At 71.4% G+C, this 20,813-nt stretch carries 6 protein-coding genes and 1 pseudogene; 5 read left to right on the top strand and 2 right to left on the bottom strand.

The features are described 5' to 3' along the window. The first annotated feature begins 299 nt into the window (after positions 1-299). Positions 300-3,506 carry a TIM-barrel domain-containing protein gene (locus ACFWXC_RS19685; protein WP_384480373.1) on the top strand — a complete coding sequence of 1,069 codons (3,207 nt, stop codon included), beginning with the start codon at positions 300-302 and terminating at the stop codon, positions 3,504-3,506. 75 nt (positions 3,507-3,581) lie between these two features. On the opposite strand, the pseudogene ACFWXC_RS19680 reads toward ACFWXC_RS19685, so the two are convergent. Both ACFWXC_RS19680 and ACFWXC_RS19675 read right to left on the bottom strand, forming a co-directional pair. Next, positions 3,582-3,988, bottom strand: a pseudogene (locus ACFWXC_RS19680) (transposase); the annotation flags it as partial. Beyond that, complete coding sequence (locus ACFWXC_RS19675; protein WP_384480307.1) at positions 3,933-4,517, bottom strand: hypothetical protein; 585 nt, start codon at positions 4,515-4,517, stop codon at positions 3,933-3,935. The pseudogene ACFWXC_RS19680 and the gene ACFWXC_RS19675, both read right to left, overlap by 56 nt. A 507-nt stretch (positions 4,518-5,024) precedes the next feature. On the opposite strand from ACFWXC_RS19675, the gene ACFWXC_RS19670 reads away from it, so the two are divergent. The 4 genes from ACFWXC_RS19670 to ACFWXC_RS19655 all read left to right on the top strand — a co-directional run bounded on the left by ACFWXC_RS19670 (position 5,025) and on the right by ACFWXC_RS19655 (position 20,789). Further along, positions 5,025-6,230 (top strand): glycosyltransferase, encoded by a 1,206-nt coding sequence (locus tag ACFWXC_RS19670; protein WP_384480305.1) that lies wholly within the window; start codon positions 5,025-5,027, stop codon positions 6,228-6,230. A gap of 144 nt (positions 6,231-6,374) precedes the next feature. Then, positions 6,375-6,737 (top strand): signal peptidase I, encoded by a 363-nt coding sequence (locus ACFWXC_RS19665; protein ID WP_384480303.1) that lies wholly within the window; start codon positions 6,375-6,377, stop codon positions 6,735-6,737. 727 nt (positions 6,738-7,464) lie between these two features. After that, a complete protein-coding gene (locus tag ACFWXC_RS19660; protein WP_384480301.1) occupies positions 7,465-11,397 on the top strand; it encodes an amino acid adenylation domain-containing protein in 3,933 nt (1,310 codons plus the stop codon). Beyond that, positions 11,397-20,789: an amino acid adenylation domain-containing protein gene (locus ACFWXC_RS19655; protein ID WP_384480371.1), complete on the top strand. Its 9,393-nt coding sequence runs from the start codon at positions 11,397-11,399 to the stop codon at positions 20,787-20,789. The genes ACFWXC_RS19660 and ACFWXC_RS19655 overlap by 1 nt, the downstream gene beginning before the upstream one ends. Positions 20,790-20,813: the final 24 nt, after the last annotated feature.

Raw genomic sequence — 20,813 nt, 5'->3', positions numbered from 1 at the left:
ACGACGGCGAAGGTCCTCGTCCTGACTGAACCGCACAGAGCGCACCCGTCTGCCGGACGTGCACCGGGCGAGGGGGCCCCTCCAAGAAGAGCCGACGGGCATCGGCGGCGGGGCTTGACAACGATGTCGGACGGCGGCACATTCCCCAGGCGCGAACAGGGACCGGCACACCTTCACCACGGGCCCCACCGGCCCGCTTCAGGACGGAGCTGCCCATGAGAAGAAGACCAGCGTTACGCGCGACGCGCTTCCTGCGAAGACATGTCACGGTCGTCGCCCTCGCCAGCAGTCTGGCGGCCATGATCGTGACCGGTGCCGGAGAGGCGTCGGCGGACGTGCCGAAGGGCCACCGTATTGCGTCGGTGACGTCCGGCAACGCCCGTTTCCAGGTCCTGTCCCCGACCCTGATCCGTACGGAGTACGCGCAGGACGGGAAGTTCACCGACAGCGCGACGTTCAACGCGGTCGGCCGCACCGCGTTCGCGCCGACCTCCTACACCTCCAGTACGTCCGACGGCTGGCTGACCATCAGCACGAGCGCGCTCACCCTTCGATATCAGGAGGGTTCCGGGCCCTTCGACGCCCAGAACCTCTCCGTGCGGCTGTCGGCCGGCGGGTCACCGGTCAGTGCCACGCCGTGGCATCGGCTCACGTGTGCCTTGGGCGCCCTGTGCGAGGCCGAGCAGCTGTCCCACGGCGGGGTCGGTGTCGCCTCGGACCACACCGGTTACACCGGCTCCGGATTCCTGGCCGGCTTCGAGGGGACGGGCAACTCCCTGTCGGCCGACGTCGACGTCGCCACGTCGGGGACCTACCGGTTCGACACCCGCTACGCCAACTCCCTCGGCGGCGACGGCCAGAACACGACGCGCACCCTCACGTTGTCGGTGGACGGCGGAGCGAACCGGTCGGTGAGCCTGCCCGCCACCGCGAACTGGGACACCTGGGGCCTGGCGAGCAGCGCGGTGCAACTCGGCGCCGGCCACCACACCATCACCCTGGCGAGGACCGCCGTGGACTCCGGGGACGTCAACATCGACAGCGTTGCCCTGGTGAACCAGGGCGGCGGTTTTCCGCCGACGTCCACCACCGCGATCACGTCCTGCGGGTTCGGCGTGAACTGCGAGGCCGAGGCCGACCGCATCTCGGGCTCGGCGACCACGGCCACCGACCACGCCGGCTACTCCGGCAGTGGCTTCGTCGGGGAACTGAACCAAGGGGCAGGCATGTCGGCCCACGTGGTCGGCGTACCGGCGGACGGCACCTACGCGTTGCAGGTGCGCTACGCCAACGCCACCGGCGGTGACGGCCTCTACCGGACTCGTACGGCGACGGTGTCCGCCGGGGGCACCACGCAGACCCTGTCGCTGCCCGTCACCGGCGACTGGGACACCTGGAAGACCGCCTCGGTCCCCGTCACCCTCAAGGCCGGGGCCGACGACATCTCCGTCGGCTGCCCGGACACCGCGAGCTGCCACGTCAACCTGGACACGGTCTCCGTCACCGCGGCGAACTCACCGCCCCCGCAACCGCACCTGGCGCTCGGCGGCTACCGCCGCAGCCTCGACGGAGTCAACGGCGACAACGGCACCCCGGCCACCACGCCCGGCCTGCTGTACAAGGACGGCTGGTACCTGCTCGACGACACGACCTCGGCCCTCTACGACACCGGTACCCACCAGGTCACCCAACGCCCTTCCCACGGCGGCGCGCCGTACCAGGACGGCTACGTCTTCGGCTACGGCCACGACTACAAGCGGGCCCTCACCGACCTGGCCACTCTCACCGGTCCGCCCCAACTGCTTCCCCAATGGGCCTACGGCGTCTGGTACTCGGAGTACATCGACCGCACCGCCGCCGACTACGAGAACACGATCCTGCCCGCCTTCCGCGCCGAGGGCGTGCCCCTGGACGTCCTGGTGACCGACACGGACTTCAAGTCGCCCAACACCTGGAGCGGTTGGGAGATCGACACGTCCAAGTTCCCCGATCCGAAGGGGTTCTTCGACTGGGCCGCCGCCCAGGGTCTGCACAACACCCTCAACACCCATCCGAGCATCCTCAGCGGCGACCCGCAGTTCGCCCGGGCCCAGGCCACCGCCAAGGGCAAGCTGCACAAGGGCGGTTGCGCTCCCGCCGCGAGCAGCGGCCCGGGGGACTGCTACACCTTCGACTGGGGCGACCCCGACCAGCTCAAGGCGTACATGGACCTGCATCAGACCATGGACCAGCAGGGCAACGACTTCTGGTGGCCGGACTGGTGCTGCGACAACTCCCAGTCCTCGCTGCCCGGCGTCACTCCCGACGCGTGGATCAACCAGCAGTACGCCACCGACGCCGACAAGACCGTCGGCCGCGGATTCGTCGTCTCCCGCGCCTACGGCTCCCTCCAGGCGGGCGGTTACAGCGGCCAGCAGGGGCTGCCCACCGGGCCGTGGGCCGACAAGCGCACCACCGTCCACTTCACCGGCGACACCTCCTCCACCTGGGGCACCCTGAAGGCGGAGGTCGGCTACACGCCGGGCGAAGCGGCCGCCACCGGCCTGTCGGCGATCAGCCACGACATCGGCGGCCACAACGACACCACGAACCTGACCGGTTCAGAGACCTACACCGCCGACGGCACGACCCACACCACGCACAGACTCCCCGACGACATGTACGCGCGCTGGGTCCAGCTCGGCACCTTCCAGCCCATCGACCGGCTGCACAGCAACCACAGCGACCGGCTGCCCTGGCAGTACGGCACCGCGGCCCGCGCCTCCGCGGACAAGTTCCTCAACCTGCGCGAGAACCTGGTGCCCTACACCTACTCACTCGCACGGCAGGCCAATACCACCGGCGTCCCCGTCACCCGCCCGATGTACCTCGAATACCCCGACGAGCCGCAGGCGTACGCCACTTCGGGCAGCGAGTACTTCTACGGCCCCGACATGCTCGTCGCCCCCGTCACGACGCCCGGTGCCACGGCGACGACCTCGGTGTGGTTCCCGCCCGGCAGCCAGTGGACCGACTACTTCACCGGGCAGACCTACGCCGGCGGCACCACCCAGAACATCGCCACCGGCCTCGACAGCATGCCGGTGTTCGTCAGAGCCGGCGCAGTCGTCCCGACCCGCACGAACAACGTCACCGGCAACGACAAGGCCCCGCTGACCAAGGTCACGCTCACCGTCGCCGCGGGCGCCTCCGGCTCCTACTCCCTCTACGAGGACGACGGAACCGGCACGGGCCCCGGCCACAGCGCCATCACGAAGATCCGGTACCGGGAGAACAACGCCCGGCGCACGCTGACGATCGCCCCCGCGACCGGGACCTTCCACGGCCAGGTCAGAAACCGGCAGTGGACCGTCTCCCTCCTCGGCGTCACCGCCCCGACCACCGTCCGAGTGCAAGGAGCCCGACTCTCCCCCCACGCCTACCACTTCGACAGCACGACCCGCACCCTGACCGTCACACTGCCGCCGCGGAGCCCGCACGCGCCGGTCACCGTGACGTGCGGTTGATCATCACCCGACCGGTGCCCACCCGACCGGTGCCCACCTGTACGCCGCCCACCCCAGGGCGGCGTACGGCTGCGCGGGTCCGTGGCGAGAGCGGATCGGGGGTATGCCCTGGGCCAGGGGCGATCCGTTCTTGCCGCGGTCGGTCGGGTTCGGTCCCCTCGATCTCCCTCATTGAGGGCGCGGATGCTGACCGAGCCGATCGCGCACCGCAACCGGCTCGGCTCGCCGCAGGCGTCCGGTTCGTCCAGGACCAGGCGGTGCAGCTTGGCCCGCACCCGGACTTGCGACCACTTGGTGAATCGGCGGCAGGTGGTCACACCGGACGGCCCGAAACCGGGCGGCAGTTGAATCCACATGCCGTCCGATGTGGCTACGAGCACGATCGCGGCCAGGATCTCGCGGTCGCCGTGGCGACACCGGCCGCCGTCAGCCCGAGGGGGTGTTGTAGTTGACGATTCCGTCCACCATGACGGCGACCGCACCGGCCAGAGGGCTGGCCGTCCCCTTCGCCACGACGTCGGGCAGTCGGTGCGCCGCGCCCTCGCTGACTGCCACCATGCCCCAGAACGCGTTGAAGCCCGAAGGGTCCGTCGGCTTGTCGGCAGCCGCCCCCACGGTCAGGACGCCGCCCGCCTCGGCCACCTCCAGCGCGCCCATCTGCCGCAGCGTGTCGGGATCCCGCTCTTCGGTGGCCACCACGCTCCAACCCGTCCCCTCTGTGTGCCGCAATGCGGCAAGGAGCTTGCCGGCCGTGTCCGAGCCCGTAACAACGATGTCAGGAAGGACAAGGGCCACCGGCCCGTGCGTCATCGGCAGGGCGGACCGGATCGCTCCGTCGAGGCCTGCTCCGAACGACTCGTCCTGTAAGACGAAGACCATGTGAAAGGTCTCGGCGTAGCGCGCGAGATAGCTCACCGTGTCCAGCTTGTGCGTCCCGAACACGACGACCAGACGCACGTTGAGTCCGCTTTTGGCCAGTTCGACAACGGATTCCAGACTGCGGTCCAGCACGGTGACCCCAGGAGCCAGACAGTGCAGTTCCTTCGGGTAGGACGCCCCGAAACGTGTTCCGAATCCAGCGCAGGGCAAGATGACCGAAACATCAGGGACGGGCACGGACGAACTATGCATCGAGTAGCTCTCCGGTGGTGTGGACGATCCGGGACCTTGCGCATCTCTCCGGGCCCGGGCAACCCGAAGCGGGCCGACGCCGCACCGTCCGCCCCCGAGGCACGCTGGCGCTCACGGTAGTCACTGAGGACGGCCCCTATGCGAGAAACGCGGCGTTGATCGACCAGACCGTCCGCGACGTGACCCGACGGACCCTCGCCGCTGCCCTCAGAGACATAAATGCGCGCCTGAATGGACCAGTTGACCCACCGCCGTGTTCAGCACCACGCGACCTACACTGCTCCCGCATACCCGTGACGACCGACGTGCCGCGTTAATGGGCAGCGCTCGAAGCCTGGGCGGAAACGGGCTGAAACGCATGGAAGGCACGACGAAGGAGGATGCGGAATGCGGGTGCTGTTGTCCACATACGGGACGCGTGGCGATGTCGAACCGCTGGTGGCACTCGCGGTGCGGTTGCGGGCGCTCGGCGTGGGGGTGCGGATGTGCGCGCCGCCGGACGAGGAGTTCGCCGAGCGGCTTGCGGGTATCGGGGTGCAACTGGTGCCGGTCGGGCCACCGGTGCGGGAGTTGATGCGCGGGACGACACTGCCGTCGGCGGCGGATCTGTCCCGGTACCGGACGGAGATGGTCGGGGCACAGTTCGACGCGTTCCCCGCGGCGGTCGACGGATGTGACGCGCTGGTGGCGGCCGGCCTGGCGCAGGTTGCCGCGCGGTCTGTGGCCGAGGCCGCGGGCATCCGCTACGTGTACGCAAGCTATGCGGCGGTCCACCTGCCGTCGCCGCACCACGCGCCACCACCACGGCCGGGCTGGCCGGAGCCGGAGGAGAACGACAACCGGACCCTGTGGGCGCTGGACGCCCACAACGTGAACGCGCAGTTCAGCGAGGCGCTCAACGGCCACCGGGCGGCGATCGGTCTGCCACCGGTGGACAACGTCCGCGACCACGTCCTCACCGACCGGCCGTGGCTGGCGGCGGACCCGGTCCTTGGGCCGTGGCGGGAGACTCCGGGCCTCGACGTCGTACAGACAGGTGCATGGAACCTGGCGGACGAACGCCCGCTGCCGGCCGACTTGGTGACGTTCCTCGACGCGGGCGCGCCGCCGGTCTACGTGGGCTTCGGCAGCATGCGCCCGTCGCCGGACATCGGCCGCATGGCCGTCGAGGCGATCCGCGCACAGGGGCACCGCGTGCTGGTGTCCCGTGGCTGGGCGGACCTGGATCTGGCCGACGAGCGGGACGACTGCTTCGCCGTCGGCGAGGCCAACCACCAGCGTCTGTTCGGCAGGGTGGCCGCCGTGGTGCACCACGGCGGCGCGGGAACGACGTTGACGGCCGCACGGGCGGGCACGCCACAGGTGGTGATACCTCTCCAGCTGTCGGACAACCCGTACTGGGCCGGCCGGGTGGCGGACCTGGACATCGGTGCGGCACTCGACGGTCCGCCTCCGACCGTCGAATCCCTGGGCGTCGCGTTCAAGACGGCCCTGTCACCCGAGACCCGGGCGCGGGCACAGGCACTGGGAGGCCGGATCCGTACCGACGGGGCGGAGGTGGCCGCGAGCCTGCTGGTCGAAGCGCTCCGGTAAGCGAGGCCGCCTCGGCGGGAAGAAGCCTCGGTCGGGGCGAGGTGAATCCGGCCGGGGCTTCGGCATGAGCATGGACATCGCCCTGTTCAGAAGTGCTGATCGCGCTGCGACCGGCGCAGTGGCCGACTGCTAGCGTTCGGGCGCATGGAAGACGGCGTGTACGTGGGCAATGCGGGCAAGGACGCGACGGTGGACCGGGGATGGCTGCTCGGGCACTTCAAGGAGCCCGGCGATCCTCGCCACAGCGACGCCGTCGAGGTCAAGTGGGGTGTCCACCCACGTGGTGAGCAACGAGTTCAGTGGGTGAAGGGCGAGCTGCGGACGGCTCTCCTGGTTCTCGTCTCGGGCCGCTTCCGAGTGGAGTTCCCCGGTCGTAGCGTGCTGCTGGAGGAACAAGGCGACTACGTCGTCTGGGGCCAGGGAGTGGATCACTCCTGGACCGCCGAGGACGACTCCGTGGTGCTGACCCTGCGATGGCCTTCCGTGTCCGGATACGCCGCACCATAGAGGTCTGCAGAGCCTCACGTCCGTCAGACGGACAGCGAAAAGCCGCACTCCTGCACAAACGTTTGCGAAACCGAGGGCTGACGCCTGTTCGGGCGCTGAGTATACCCAAATTTTTTGTCAATAGCGCATTGCGGTCGGGCTGTTTTCGGGCAGGCCTTTAATGTCGTCCACCGACCGGTCAGGATGTCCTGTCACCGAAAGAGTGTGGCGTGGGTCACTGTTGACCACCTAATCGGTAACCATTTAATATCGGCGGAAATGAGCCACCGCAGGGGTGGCCGGAAAACGGACACTTCCTCAACCACTCCTCCGTATGCATCTGACGCAATTTCATGGAGTTCTGGCAAAGGAAAGGCGACACTCAGGAGATTGCGCGAAGCGCCGCTGAACCCGTGAGGATATCGGTCCGAGGCCCGGTGTGGCCCGCCGTGCTGTTCGTGCATCGGCTCCGCAAGAGAATTGACCACGCCGGATCGCGGATCGCCCTGTTGCGGTCCCATCGAAGGGCCTCTAGTGGGCACATTGCCCTCGAAGTGCGCATTCCAGACGTCGGGCTGAACCGCTCGAAATTGGCCATGCCGGGCATACTCGCACGCGATGTGCGTGAACCATTGATCCTTCGGGAACGCGGGATCCGATTTCCGCCGCGTTCTCTTCTCGTGAAGGGTAATCCGTGTCTTCCCCACGAATCACCATCACCCATCACTCGGACAAGGAAACCTCTCCCGTGCCCCTGTCGCTGGCGCAGGAGCGGCTGTGGGTCATGGCGCGCATGGACGGAGACGCCAGCGCCGCCTACAACGAGCCGATGCCCTTCGACATCCGGGGGCCGCTGGACCGGGACCTGCTCATCCGGACGCTGCACCTGCTCGCGGCCCGGCACGAGGCCCTGCGCACCCGACTGGTGCCCTCCGGCGGGTCGGCACTCCAGGTCGTCGATCCGCCGGAGACCGGTTTTCCGGTGACCTTCGAGGACCTCACGGGACTGCCCGACGCGGCCGAGCGGTTCGCACGGACCCGGCAGGAGGTGGAAGGCACCCCGTTCCGCCTGGGCGCGGAGCCCATGGTGCGCGGCTGCCTGGTGGCGCTCGAACCCGACCACCACGTACTGCTTCTGACGGCCCATCACATCATCTTCGACGGCTGGTCCCGCTCCCTGCTGCTGCGCGAACTGGGTCTGGTGTACGCCGCGCTCCAGCAGGGGCAGGACGCGTCGCTGCCGGAACTGACGTGGCAGTACAGCGACTACACCCGCTGGCAGTGGGACTGGATGTCGGGGGAGGAGCCTGCCGCGCACGCCGACTACTGGACCGCCGCGCTGGCCGACGCCCCGGCCGTGCTCTCCGTGCCCACCGACCGGCCTCGCCCGCCCGAGCAGGCCTTCCATGGCGACCGGTCGCCCGTCACCGTGGACGAGGACCTGACGCAGGCCCTGCGCGACCTCGCCGCAGACAACGATGTCTCCCTGTACGCGACCGTTCTGACCGGCTGGTCGGTGCTGCTGTCCCTGCTCTCCGGGCAGGACGACATCGTGGTCGGCGCCCCTACGTCGAACCGCCGTCGCGGGGACGTCGAGGGCCTGATCGGCTTCTTCGTCAACACCCTCGCCCTGCGCGCGGACCTCTCCGGCTCGCCCAGCGTCAGCGACGTCATGAAGCGGGTGAACCAGCGGATCCGCGACGCCCTCACCCACGTGGACCTGCCCTTCGAGCGGGTCGTGGAAGTGGTCAACCCGCCGCGGAGCCCTGCCTACACGGCACTGTTCCAGACCATGTTCGCCTGGGTCCCCTCCATGCGTAAGGAGCTCGAACTCCCGCACCTGAAGGTCGAGTTACGACAGGACGCCGCCCACGTCCCCGCGAAGTTCGACCTGGTCCTGGCCCTGGCCGACGAGGGCCGGCACCTCACCGGGGAGATCGACTACGCGGCGGCGCTCTTCGACCGGGCGACCGTCGAACGGTACATACGTCAGTTCCTCCGCGTGCTGCGCCTGATGACCGAACGGCCTCAGGCCGAGATCGCCGACCTGACGTTGCTGGACGAGGACGAACAGCGCGAACTCCTCGCCTCCTTCAGCGCCGGGCCCGCCGCGGCCGTACCGACACCGGGCCTGCTGGAGCGGTTCGCGGCGCAGGTGCGCGAACGGCCGCGGCAGCCCGCCGTGGTGGCCGATGACGCGGAACTGGACTACGCCACGCTGGACCGCCGGGCCAACCGGCTCGCCGACGCGCTGATCGCCCGCGGTGCCGGGCCCGACCGTGTGGTGGGCCTGCACGCCGGACGCACGGCCGAACTCGTCGTCGGTGTGCTCGGCATCCTCAAGGCCGGGGCCGCCTACCTGCCCCTCGACCCCGGACAGCCCTCGGAACGGCTCACCGCCATGGTGAGCGACGCCGCACCGGTACTCGTGCTGACCGACCAGGCGGACACCGCGGGCGACGACCGGCGGCTGTGGGAGAACCTGGCGAAGGTCGAGGCCGAGGGAACGCACGACGAAACACCGGGCATCGACGCGGACCCCACCCGGCTCGCCTACGTCATCTACACCTCGGGATCGACCGGCCGCCCCAAGGGAGTGGCGGTGACGCACGCCAGCGTCGTCAATCTCTTCGACCACTGGCGTGAACTCATGGGAGACGCCCCCGGCGAGGCGTCATCGGCCTGGTCGAGCATCGGCTTCGACGCGTCGGTCCACGAACTCCTCATGCCGTTGACCACCGGGGCGGTGCTCCACATGGTCCCCGACGGACTTCGGGGCGACCCGGGAGCGCTGCTGGGCTGGCTGCGCGAACGCAAGGTCACCCAGGCGTTCCTGCCGCCGTCCTACGTCCTGTGGATCGACGAGGATCCGGCCACCCGCCTGGCCGGGCTGAGCCTGCGTCAGCTCCTCACCGGAGTGGAGTCCCTGCCCGAGAGCGCCCTGCACCGCATGCGCGAGCTGCTGCCAGGCCTGCGCATCTGCTTCGGCTACGGCCCGACCGAGGCGACGCTCTACGCCACCGCCTACACCGACCCCCAGCCGTACGAGCGGTCGTGCCCCATCGGGCGCCCGCTGCGCGGCACACGCCTGTACCTGCTCGACGACCGCATGCGCCCGGTACCGGTGGGCGTTCCCGGTGAGGTCTACCTCGGCGGAGCGAGCCTGGCCCGCGGATATCTGAACCGGTCCGACCTCACCGACGAGCGTTTCCTGCCCGACCCGTTCCTGCCCGGCGAACGCGTCTACCGCACCGGCGACCTGGCGCGCTGGCTGCCGGACGGCAACGCCGAGTACGTCGGCCGCCAGGACGACCAGCTCAAGCTGCGCGGCTTCCGCATCGAACCCGGCGAGGTCGAGGCAGCGCTGCTGGCGGTACCCGGCGTGCGGGAGGCCGTGGTGCTGGCCGACCGCGACACACCGGGCGGCCCCCACCTGGTCGCCGGCGTGGGATGTGACGCCGAAGCCACGCGGACGGCGTACGAGTGGCGCGCGGCTCTCAGCGACCGCCTGCCGGACTACATGATCCCCGTCGTGGTGGCCGAGTTCCCGCGGCTGCCGTTGAACCGCAGCGGCAAGGTGGACCGGACGGCAGTGCTGCGCGCCGTGGCGGGAGCCCGCTCGGAGCGGGTCAACACGGCCGCGCCCCGCGACCACGTCGAGATGGCGCTGTACCGGATCTGGCGGCAGGTGCTGCTGCACCCGGACATCGGAATCGGCGACAACTTCTTCGAGCTCGGCGGCACGTCGATCTCGGCGATCAAGATGGCGTCCGCCGTCCAGGAGCAACTCGGCGTGACGCTGCCGGTCCGGGACGTCCTGCTGCACCCCACCATCGAGGCGCTCGCCGAGCGGGTGCGCGGCAACGGCGCCGAGGCTTCGCCGTCCGCCGGGCCCAGCAGCCTGGTGGAGTTCCGCGCCGGCAGCGGCGGACAGCGCGTGGTGTGCGTGCACCCCGCCGGTGGCACCGCGTTCTGCTATCTGCCGCTGTCCACGGAACTGCCCGACGACGTCGGCGTGGTGGGACTTCAGGCGCCCGGCATCAACCCCGGCGAGGCCACCCTGCCCGGTGTCGAGGCGATGGCCCAGGAGTACCTGCGGCTCGTCGGTCCCCGCCCGGACGAGGCACTGGTGCTGTGCGGGCTCTCCTACGGCGGCCTGATCGCGTACGAGATGGGCCGCCGCCTGGTGGCGGCCGGACACGAGCGGGTGAGCGTGGTCCTGCTGGACACCCATGGCGCGGAGGACGCGGGGCAGCGTGCCGCGATCGCGCCGGTCGGGATGGAGGAGTTCCGGGAGAAGCTGGTGCGCTTCAACGGCATGTACCCGGGCATCGACGACGACCAGGTGGCCCGGTACCTGACCGTCTACAACCACCACCGCGAGACGGCGCGCGACTACGCCGTACCCGAATCGCCCGCCCGTGTCGTGCTGATGCAGGCGACGGCCGTGGAGGACGAGGACGGCGAGAACGCGGCCGCCCGCCTGCGCGCGTTCTGGCGGCGCCGCGTCAGCGGTCCCTTCGTGGTCGAACCGGTGGCCTGCGGTCACTGGGACATGTTGGAGAGCGACGAACTGCCACGCGTCGCCGCCGTCCTCGCCGCCGAACTGGGCCGGCCTGCAACCGCCCCGGGTGGCACCGGGACGGAGCGCACGACACTTTCCGGCACGTCGGAGGCATGATGAAACCGCGCGTCGAACCTTCCCCCACCGACATGGCCGAGGACCTGAGCGATCCGGTCGGGCTCGCCCTCGCGATACACCGCCAGGCCCTGCGCTCCCCACAGGCTGACGCGGTCGCCGACGGCGACGTACGGCTCGACTACGCGACGCTGAACGCCGCGGCCGCCGCCGTGGCCCAGGCCCTGGGCCACCAGGGCGTGACCGCCGGGCAGGCCGTGGCAGTGGCGCTGCCGCGCTCATGGCGGCTGGTCTGCGTCATGCTGGGCATTCTGCGGCTGGGCGCCCAAGTGGTGCCGCTGGACACCCAGAGCCCCGCCGAACGCCGCCTCTTCATCCTGCGGGATTCCGCAGCGGCCGCCCTGGTGTACGCCGCCCCCGGGAGCGCCACCGAGCTACCGCACGGCATCAAGGCGATAGCCGTGGACACTCTGCTGCCCGAACTCCCGTCCGCCGCGCCCGCCGTGCAGGCGCCGGCCGCCGCCGGCGAGGTGTCCTTCCTCTTCTACACGTCCGGAACAACAGGCCGGCCCAAGGGCGTCGAGGTCCGCGACGCCGGAGTCGTGCGGCTCGCACGACCCGGCTACATCCGTGTCGAGCCCGGCCTGCGCTATGCCTGCATGGCGAATCCGGCGTTCGACGCGCTGAACTTCGAGGTCTGGGCACCCCTGCTGACCGGTGGTTGCTGCGTGGTCCTGCGCGACGGGGACGTGCAGAGCCCCGAGCGGCTCGCCGCGGCACTGCGGCGCGAGCGCGTGGACACCGTCTTCATCACCACCGCGCTGTTCAACGCGACGGTCACGGCCGTACCGGACTGCTTCGCCGCGGCCGGCGAGGTGCTCGTGGGCGGTGAGCAGCTCAACCCCCGGGTGATGCGCCGCTGGTACCGGGACAACGCCGACAGCGGCACCCGGCTGTTCAACATCTACGGGCCGACGGAGTCCAGCACCTTCGCCCTGTGCCATCCGGTCCCGCGGGACTTCGACGGTGACGTGGTGCCGATCGGCCGGCCCCTGCCGGGGACCGGTGCCGTCCTGGTCGTGCCGGGCCAGGAGAGGGTCGCCGCGCCCGGTGAGGTCGCCGAACTCCTGCTGAACGGCGCCGGACTCGCGGCCGGGTACCGCAACCTCCCCGAGGAGACCGAGCGGCGCTTCGTGCGGCTCGCCTGGTTCGACGGCGGCAAGGAGCGGTACTACCGCACCGGTGACCTCGTACGGGCCGACGACGAGGACCGGGTGGAGTACGTCGGACGAACCGACCGCCAGGTCAAGGTCCGTGGCTTCCGGATCGAGCCCGGCGAGGTGGAACGGCACGTTCTCGCCCACCCGGCGGTCCGGCGGGCCCACGTGTGCACACGCCGCGCCGGCGAGGAGGGGCCGAACGAACTGCTGGCGTTCGTCGTCCTGCAACAGGAGCTGTCCTACGAGGAGTTCGACAGTCACCTCGCGGCTCACCTGCCCGCCTACATGCGTCCGCACCAGATCCATCTCGTGGCGGAGCTGCCGCTCAACGCCAACGGCAAGGTCGACCAGGCCGCGCTGTTGGGACAGGCCGACCGGCCCTGGCGGCCGACCCCCTCCGACGCACCCGCCCCGACTCAGACGGAGCGCGAGGTCATCGAGCTGGCCGAGGAGATCCTGGGCACCACCGGCCTCGGGCTCGGTGACCGGTGGATCGCCGCCGGCGGCGACTCGTTGAAGGCCCTGCGGTTCTGCTTCGCCGTCCGGCAGCGGTGGGGCCGCGACCTGACACAGGCGGCCGTCCTCCACGGCGACCTGGCCGCAATCGCCCAGGCCGTCACCACGGTCGGCCCCGGCGGGGAAAGCGCCTGTCCGGCACCGGTCGTCGCCGGTGCCCGATCGGCGCCCGCCACGAGCGAGCAGCAGCGGCTGTGGCTCCTGCAGCGCCGGGCGCCGGGCTCCCGGGCGTACTCCGTCAACCAGGCCTTCCGTGTCGACGGGCCCGTCGACACCGCTGTCCTCCAGCGGGCGCTGCGGACCCTGGTGGCACGCCATGCGGCACTGCGGACAGGCTTCGTCCTCGGGCAGCAGGGACTCCGGCAGACAGTCGGTGAACCGTACGATCCCTGGCACGAGCCGGGCAGAGAGCAGGCATGGGACGAGGAAGAAGCGCAACGTTTCGCCGGCGCCTTCTTCGCCGAGCCCTTCGACCTCGCCGTCCCCCGGATGCTCCGGGCCTGCTGGCTGCCCCGTGCCGGCGGCGGCACGCTTCTGCTGCACCTGCACCACATCGCCGTCGACGGCTGGTCGCTGAGCATCCTCCTGCGGGACCTGTCCGCCGACTACGCCGAGACCATCGAGGCCAGAGCCGAGGCCGAGGCCAATGTCGAAGCCAATGCCAATGCCAATGCCGAAGCCGACGCCGAAACCGGCCGGAACACGGCCCCGGCTCCGAACCCACTGGACTTCGCCGCCTGGCAGACCGGCTGGTTCGCGAGTGCGGCCTACCGGGCACAGCGCGACGAACTCCTGGCGTATTACGAGGGCTTGGAGGAGCCCCAGGAACCACTGCCCGCCCAGGACGCGGATCCGGCACCGCGGGCGCGACTGCTGCACACCTCGCTCGACGTGGTACGCCGGGCCCAGGTGGACCAGCTCTGCGCCGAGTTCGGACTGACCCGCTTCCAGGTGCTGCTGTGCGTGTTCTCCTGGAGCCTGTACGGCGTGACCGGCCTGGTCCGCCCGCGCATCGCCGCCCCGGTCGCCAACCGCCCGGTACGCGAGTTCGAGAACAGCGTGGGCATGATGGCGAACACCGTGCTGCTGCCCGTGGCCGTGGTGCTCGGTGAGGACCTGCGCTCGCACCTCGCCCGCGCGAGGACCAGCACCGGGCAGGTGCTGCGACGCCAGGACGTGGCGCTCACGGACGTCCTGACCGGCTGGGCGGCCGTCGGCGACGACACCCCGTTCGATCTCCTGTTCGTCCTGGAGAACACCGACTTCGGGGCGCTGCGGCTGCCCGGCTGCGTCCAGCGCCCCCTGTGGTGGGCCGCGCCGGAGGCCAAGTGCCCGATGACGGTCTCCGTGGTCGAGCATCCCGACGGACTCGACCTGCTGTGGGAGTACGCCGAGGACCGGTTCACCGGCGAGGCCGTCGAGGCGATGGCCGAGCTGTTCCGGCGGGGCGTGGACGCGCTCGCGGCCGGTGGCCGCTCCACCACGCGGGAGCTGGTCGCGCCCTACCGCAAGTCCCTTCCGCAGCACGGGCGCGGACCCGCCCCGGAACCGGGCTTCACCACGATCGCCGAGGGCTTCGCACGGCAGGTCGCCCGCACCCCGGACGCCCCGGCCGTGATCACGGCCGACGGGAGCACCCTGAGCTACGCGGCGCTCGACGCCCGAGCCGCGAGCCTCGCCGCGGAACTGGCCGACCGCTACCCGATCCCGGCCGACGGCAGCCCCTGCCGGGCGGCCCTGTACCTGAGCCCGTCCGCCGAGCACGTGGTGGCCCTGCTGGCACTGGCGCTGCTGAACGTCACCGCCGTCCCCCTCGACCCCTCCTACCCGGTCGAAGTCCTGCGCCGCGTCCTGGAGCGGGTCGACCCGCTGTGCGTCCTGGTCACGCCCGACGGCACGGCGGCGCTGGAGACGCTGCTCCCGGACGGCGTGGTGTCCCACCTCGTCGCCCTGGCGGACCCGGCGCCGCGGGAAGGTGACGGCGCGGGCGCGCCGTACGACGGCCGCACGCACGACGGCGCCCGGCCGCTGTACACCCTGTTCACCTCCGGATCCACCGGCGTCCCCAAGGGCGTCCAGATCTACGACCGCACGCTGTGCGACCTGATCCGGTGGCAGTCCGGTCCCGGCGGCCTGACCGCCCCGGCGGCCACCCAGCAGTTCTCGATGCTGGCCTTCGACGTCTCCTTCCAGGAGATCTTCGGGACGCTGTGCACCGGCGGCAGCCTGCAACTCGTACGTCCCGAGTGGCGCCAGGACGTCCCCGCGCTGCTGGAGCGCCTGGAGTCCGCGGGCACCGAGCGGATCTTCATGCCCTACGTGGCCCTGCAACTGCTCGCCGAGTACGCGGTCCGGCTGGGCCGGTTCCCCTCCCGGCTGCGCGAGGTGGTCACCGCGGGCGAGCAGTTGGTGTGCACCGACACCATCCGCCGCTGGTTCGCCGGACTGCCCGGCGCCCGCCTGTTCAACCACTACGGGCCGACCGAGACACACGTGGTCAGCGCCCTGTGCCTGGAGGGCGACCCGGGTCAGTGGCCCGAGCGGCCCGCCATCGGACGCCCGGTGGCCGGCGCCGACCTGCGCGTGGTGGACGCTCAGGGCGATCCGGTTCCGGCCGGGTGTACCGGCGAGCTGCTGATCGGCGGCACCATGGCCACTCGCTGCTACCTCGACGAACCCGCTCTCGACGACGCCCGCTTCGTCGAGGTGCCCGGTGCGGGCCTGTTCTACCGCAGTGGCGACCGGGCGTGGTTCGACAGCGAGGGCCTGCTGCACTACGCGGGCCGCGACGACCAGCAGATCAAGGTGAGCGGGCACCGGCTGGAACTCGGCTCCGTCGAAGCGGCCCTGCTGCGCCATCCGGCGGTGGTCAACGCCGTGGTCGCGCGGGACGGCGACCGGCTGACGGCCTGTCTGGAGGTCCGTGGCGAGTCCCCGTCCGCCGACGACCTGAGCGCGCATCTGTCCGCGTCGCTGCCCTCCTACGTCCGTGTGGACCGCTTCCGGAGACTGCGGACGCTGCCGCGCACCCCGAGCGGCAAGCTGGACCGGCAGGCGGTGCTCCGGGCACCGGGCGAGGAGATACGCCGTTCGGTCCGCGCCCGCACCGGGCTGTCGGCCGAGGAGGAGCGGCTCACCGCGGCCTTCGAGGAGGTCACCGGGGCGACGATCGAACCGGACCAGACCTTCTTCGCGGCGGGTGCCTCCAGCCTCACCCTCATGCGCTTCCATCTGCACTGCACCACGGAACTCGGTTTACGCTTCGGCGTCGCGGACCTGTTCGAGCACGTCACGGTCCGCTCCCTGGCCCGCCACCTCGCCGCCGACCACCTCCCCGGCCCCCGGACACCTGCCGCGCCGGCCGGGAAAGACGGTGGGGCCCCGGAGCCCGGCGAACCGATCGCGGTCGTCGGCATGGCGGTGCGGGTGCCCGGCGCCCCGGACCTGGCGGCCTTCTGGGACCTGGTGGTCTCCGGCGGCACCGGTATCCGCCGTATCGACGCCCCGGAGGGTGTCATCGGCGCGCACAGCACGCTCGACGGGATGTTCGACTTCGATCCGGGCCACTTCGGCATCAGCCCCCAAGAAGCACGCCTGATGGACCCCCAGCAGCGTCATCTGCTGATGGCCTGTGTGCAGGCGCTGGCACACGCCGGAGTCGCGGACACGTCGGCCGTGCGAGTGGGCCTGGTGGCCGGTGCGGGGGAGAACACCTACTTCCAGTCCCTGTTGCGCGAGGCGGACCCCGGCCGGCTGCCCGACGGCTTCGAGCTCGCCCTGCACCACGAGAAGGACTTCCTGGCCACCAAGGTGGCCTACCACCTCGGGCTGACCGGTCCCGCCTTCAGCGCGCAGACGGCGTGCTCCAGTTCCCTGGTCGCCGTGCACCTCGCGGCCGGCCTGCTCCGGCAGGGCGAGGCGGAGGTGATGCTCGCCGGGGGAGTGCTCGTCGACCCCGGGCTGACCGGCGGCTACCGCTACCGCCCGCAGCACATCTTCTCCGCGGACGGCGACTGCCGCCCCTTCAGCGACGACGCGACCGGGACGGTCGGCGCCAGCGGCGTCGGCGTCGTGGTCCTCAAACCGCTGCGGCAGGCACGGCGCGACGGCGACACCGTCTACGCACTCGTCACCGGCTCCGCGATCAACAACGACGGCGCGGCGAAGATGAGTTACACCGCGCCGTCCCTGGCCGGGCAGCGCGAGGTGATCCGGACCGCGCTGGCCCGCGCCGGACGCACGGGTGCCGACGTCGGCTACGTGGAGGCGCACGGAACCGGTACCCGGCTGGGCGACCCGATCGAAGTGGCCGCGCTCCGCCAGGCGTTCGACGTGAGCGAGTCCGGCCGCTGCGCGCTCGGCTCCGTGAAGAGCCAGCTCGGTCACATGGGCGCGGCCGCCGGTGTGGTGGGTCTCGTGCGCGCGGTCCTCGCCGTGCACCACGGGAGCGTCCCGCCCCACATCAACTTCCGCGCCTTCAACCCGGAGATCGGCCCCGACCCCACCCCCTTCCACGTTCCGGCCCGGGCCACGCCGTGGCCCGGGGGACGCGAACGGGTGGCCGCGGTGAGCAGCTTCGGGATCGGCGGCACCAACGCCCACGTCATCGTGGAACAGGACACCGGGACCGGGACCGCCGCGACCGGCGTCGTACCCAAGTGCCTGGTGCTCTCCGCCTCCAGCGCGGACGCGCTCGCCGCCGACGCCGCCCGGATCGCCGACTACCTCCGACTGCGGCCCGAGCTCTACGACTCCGTGCTGCGCCATCTGCAGAGCGGACGTGCGGCCCGGCGCCTGCGGATCGCGGCACCCGTCGCGGACGCCGCCGCCGCCGAGCACTGGCTGCGTGCGGTGGCCGCGGGAGAGGTCCCGCACGGTACCGCGGACCCGGACGCCGCGCCGGTCTCCGCCGTCGGCCGTACGGCCCACGACCTCGCAGAGGACTGGACCGCCGGAAGACCCGTCGACTGGCGGCAGGGCCCCGCCCCGGTGCCCTGGGACTTCCCGCCCCCGAACTTCGCGCTCGCGGAGTACGACTTCGACCGCACGCTCAAGGCCCCGGCCGCGCAACCCCGGCGGCTGCCCCAGGCCGACTGGCTGCACCAGCCGCACTGGGTCCGGCTGCGCCGCGCCGCCGTCGCGGGCACCGCCGCACCGGCCGGCCGCGCGTCCGTCGTGGTCGTCGTCGCCTCCGAGAACACGCCGAAGGCAGCGTTCGCGCCGTTCGAGGCCGTGGCGTCACGCGTGGTACGGGTGCACCCGGCCGGCGCCTTCGTCCGCAGGGGACCCGACGTCTTCGACGCCGACCCGGCCGACCCGGCGTCCCTGCGCCTGCTGTTCGACGCGCTGTCCGGGGCCGGTCCCGACGACGCCCTGGCCGACGCGGAGTGGGTACACGCGTTGCCCTTGGACGTGACGGGGCCGGTCGGCCCCGGCTCGCTGGAACACGCCCGCCACGCCTGCCTGGACACCACGGCGGCCCTGGCCCGGGCACTGTCCGGGCGGACCGGCTCACCGCGCGTGTGGTGGCTGTCATACGGCGCGCGGCCCGTGGCCGGGACGGTGGACAGGCCCGAACTGGCGCTCCTCGCCGGGCCGGTCGAGGTCGCTCCCCAGGAGGCCGCCCTGGACGGCCACTGGCTGGACCTCCCCGACGGCGACCTCACCCGCTGGGCCGGACACGTGGCCTCGGTCGTCGCCGGAGCACGCCGGGCCGGGCCTCCCGGCGGCCCGGCGCTGCCCCGGCAGCTCGCGCTGCGGCAGGGCTACTGGTGGCGACCGGGCACCACGCCCGTGCCGGCGCCGTCCGGCACGGAGCCCCTCGTACCGTCCGGCGCGCAGTCCCTCGTACCGGCCGGTGCGGACACGGTCCACCTGGTACTGGGCGGCACGGGCGGCATAGGCAGCGCCATCGCAGCCTGGCTGCTGGAGCACACCGGCGGCCGGGTCCTGCTGCTGTCGAGGAATCCGCGGCTGCCCGCGGAACTGACCCGCTGGGCCGACCGCGTCGGCCTCGTTCCCGCGGATCTGGCGGCGATGTCCGTCGCCGAAGTGGCGGCGGCCGTCGCGGAACACACAGCGCGGCTGGACGGCGTGATCCACGCGGCCGGCCTGGGATTCGGGGGGCTGCTCGTCCGACGCGACGCCACGGCGATGCGCGACGCCGCCGCGGCCCGGGAGCGGGGCGCACTCGTCGTGGAGCACCTCATCGAGACCTTCCGTCCGGAGATCGCGGTCTACTGCTCCTCGATGTCCGCCCTGCTCGGCGGCGTCGGCCAGAGCGACTACGCGGCCGGCGCGAGCCTCCTCGACGGCTTCGCCCACCACCGCGCCCACGAGGCGGAGACGACCGTCCGGATCGGCATCGACTGGGACATCTGGAGCGAGACCGGAATGGCGACCCGGGTCCTGGACACGGACAGCCGCCATCAGGCACACCTGGCGGTCGGTCTGACCGTCGAGGAAGGCAAGGCGGTCTTCGCCCGAGCTCTGACCCTGCAGCTGCCGCAGCTTCTCGTCTCCACCACCGACATCGATGTCTCCCGCGCGTTCTACGCCCCCTCCGCCGGCGACCCGGCGGAACCGCCCACCCCGCGGTCGAGGCCGGCGCACCGCACGGACGGCGAGGCGGGTGCCCCGGAACCGGACGGTGCCGGGGAACGGGCGGGCGCCATGACCCGTGTGATCCAGGACCTGCTGGGCGTGGACGAACTGGACCCGGACGACTCCCTGTACGACCTCGGCGCCGACTCGCTGACCCTGATCAGCGTGATCGCCACCATCGAGGAGGACTACGGGGTCGAGTTCGACCTGGCCTCCTTCAGCCACCGGGTCAGTCTCACCGAGATCCTCAAACACGTCGAGGCGGCCCTCACCTCCGCCGAGCCCACCGCCGGCGTGGCCAGGAACATCGCCGCCGGGGTCGTCCTCGACATCTGGCAGGAGGGAACCGGCTCGGCCGTCCTGTGCCTGGTGCACCCCGTGGGCGGAGACATCCAGGCCTACCGGTCCCTGGTGGCGGCGCTCGGGCCGGCACCGACCGTGTGCCTCATCGCCGATCCGGCACTCCGCGACGCCACGACGCCCGCGTGGTCACTGGCCGAACGCGCCCGGCATTACGACACACAACTTCGTGACCGCTTCGGCGGCTCCAAGCACCGGCTCCACCTGGCCGGGTGGTCCTACGGCGCCCGGGTGGCCATGGAGATGGCCGGCCTGGCGGAGTCGGCCGGGCGGCCGTTGGAGGCGCTCTACCTGCTGGACCCGCCGCTGCCGCAGGCGGACGCGCTGGTCGCCGCCTACGACGAGAGCCATCTCGAGAAGGTGTTCGCCGCCGAACTCGGCACCGGAGTCTCGTCGATGTCGGCGGAACACGCGCAGGCATACGCGGAGAGGCTGGCCCGCTGCTGCCGGGCGAACCTGCGCAGCCTGGGCGAGCACCGGGTGCGGCCGCTCGCCTTCGTCCCCACGTTCCTGTGGCTGGCCGGACAGCCCACGGCGGGTATGCCCGCACCCGGCGACCCGCAGGAGACGGACCGGCAGTGGAGTGCCTGTCTGCCCCCCTCCGCCGTACGGCGGTTCCTGCCCACCGACCACTACGGCATCGTCGCGGCACCTCATGTGCACACGGTGGCCGAGACCATCAAGGCGACGCTGGCGGACCCGGCGGCCGGTGCCCGCACGGAGCGCGCCCAGTGAACCGAGGCCTGTCACCCCACCCCC

This window comes from Streptomyces sp. NPDC058683, assembly GCF_042716195.1.
GTDB lineage: Bacteria > Actinomycetota > Actinomycetes > Streptomycetales > Streptomycetaceae > Streptomyces.
Note: the sequence above shows the minus strand (reverse complement) of the source record. Positions and strands in the feature narration are given on the sequence as shown.

Coding starts and splice junctions, on each gene's coding strand:
- ACFWXC_RS19685 (WP_384480373.1), top strand. CDS start 300: ATGATCGTGACCGGTGCCGGAGAGGCGTCGGCGGACGTGCCGAAGGGC.
- ACFWXC_RS19670 (WP_384480305.1), top strand. CDS start 5,025: ATGCGGGTGCTGTTGTCCACATACGGGACGCGTGGCGATGTCGAACCG.
- ACFWXC_RS19665 (WP_384480303.1), top strand. CDS start 6,375: ATGGAAGACGGCGTGTACGTGGGCAATGCGGGCAAGGACGCGACGGTG.
- ACFWXC_RS19655 (WP_384480371.1), top strand. CDS start 11,397: ATGAAACCGCGCGTCGAACCTTCCCCCACCGACATGGCCGAGGACCTG.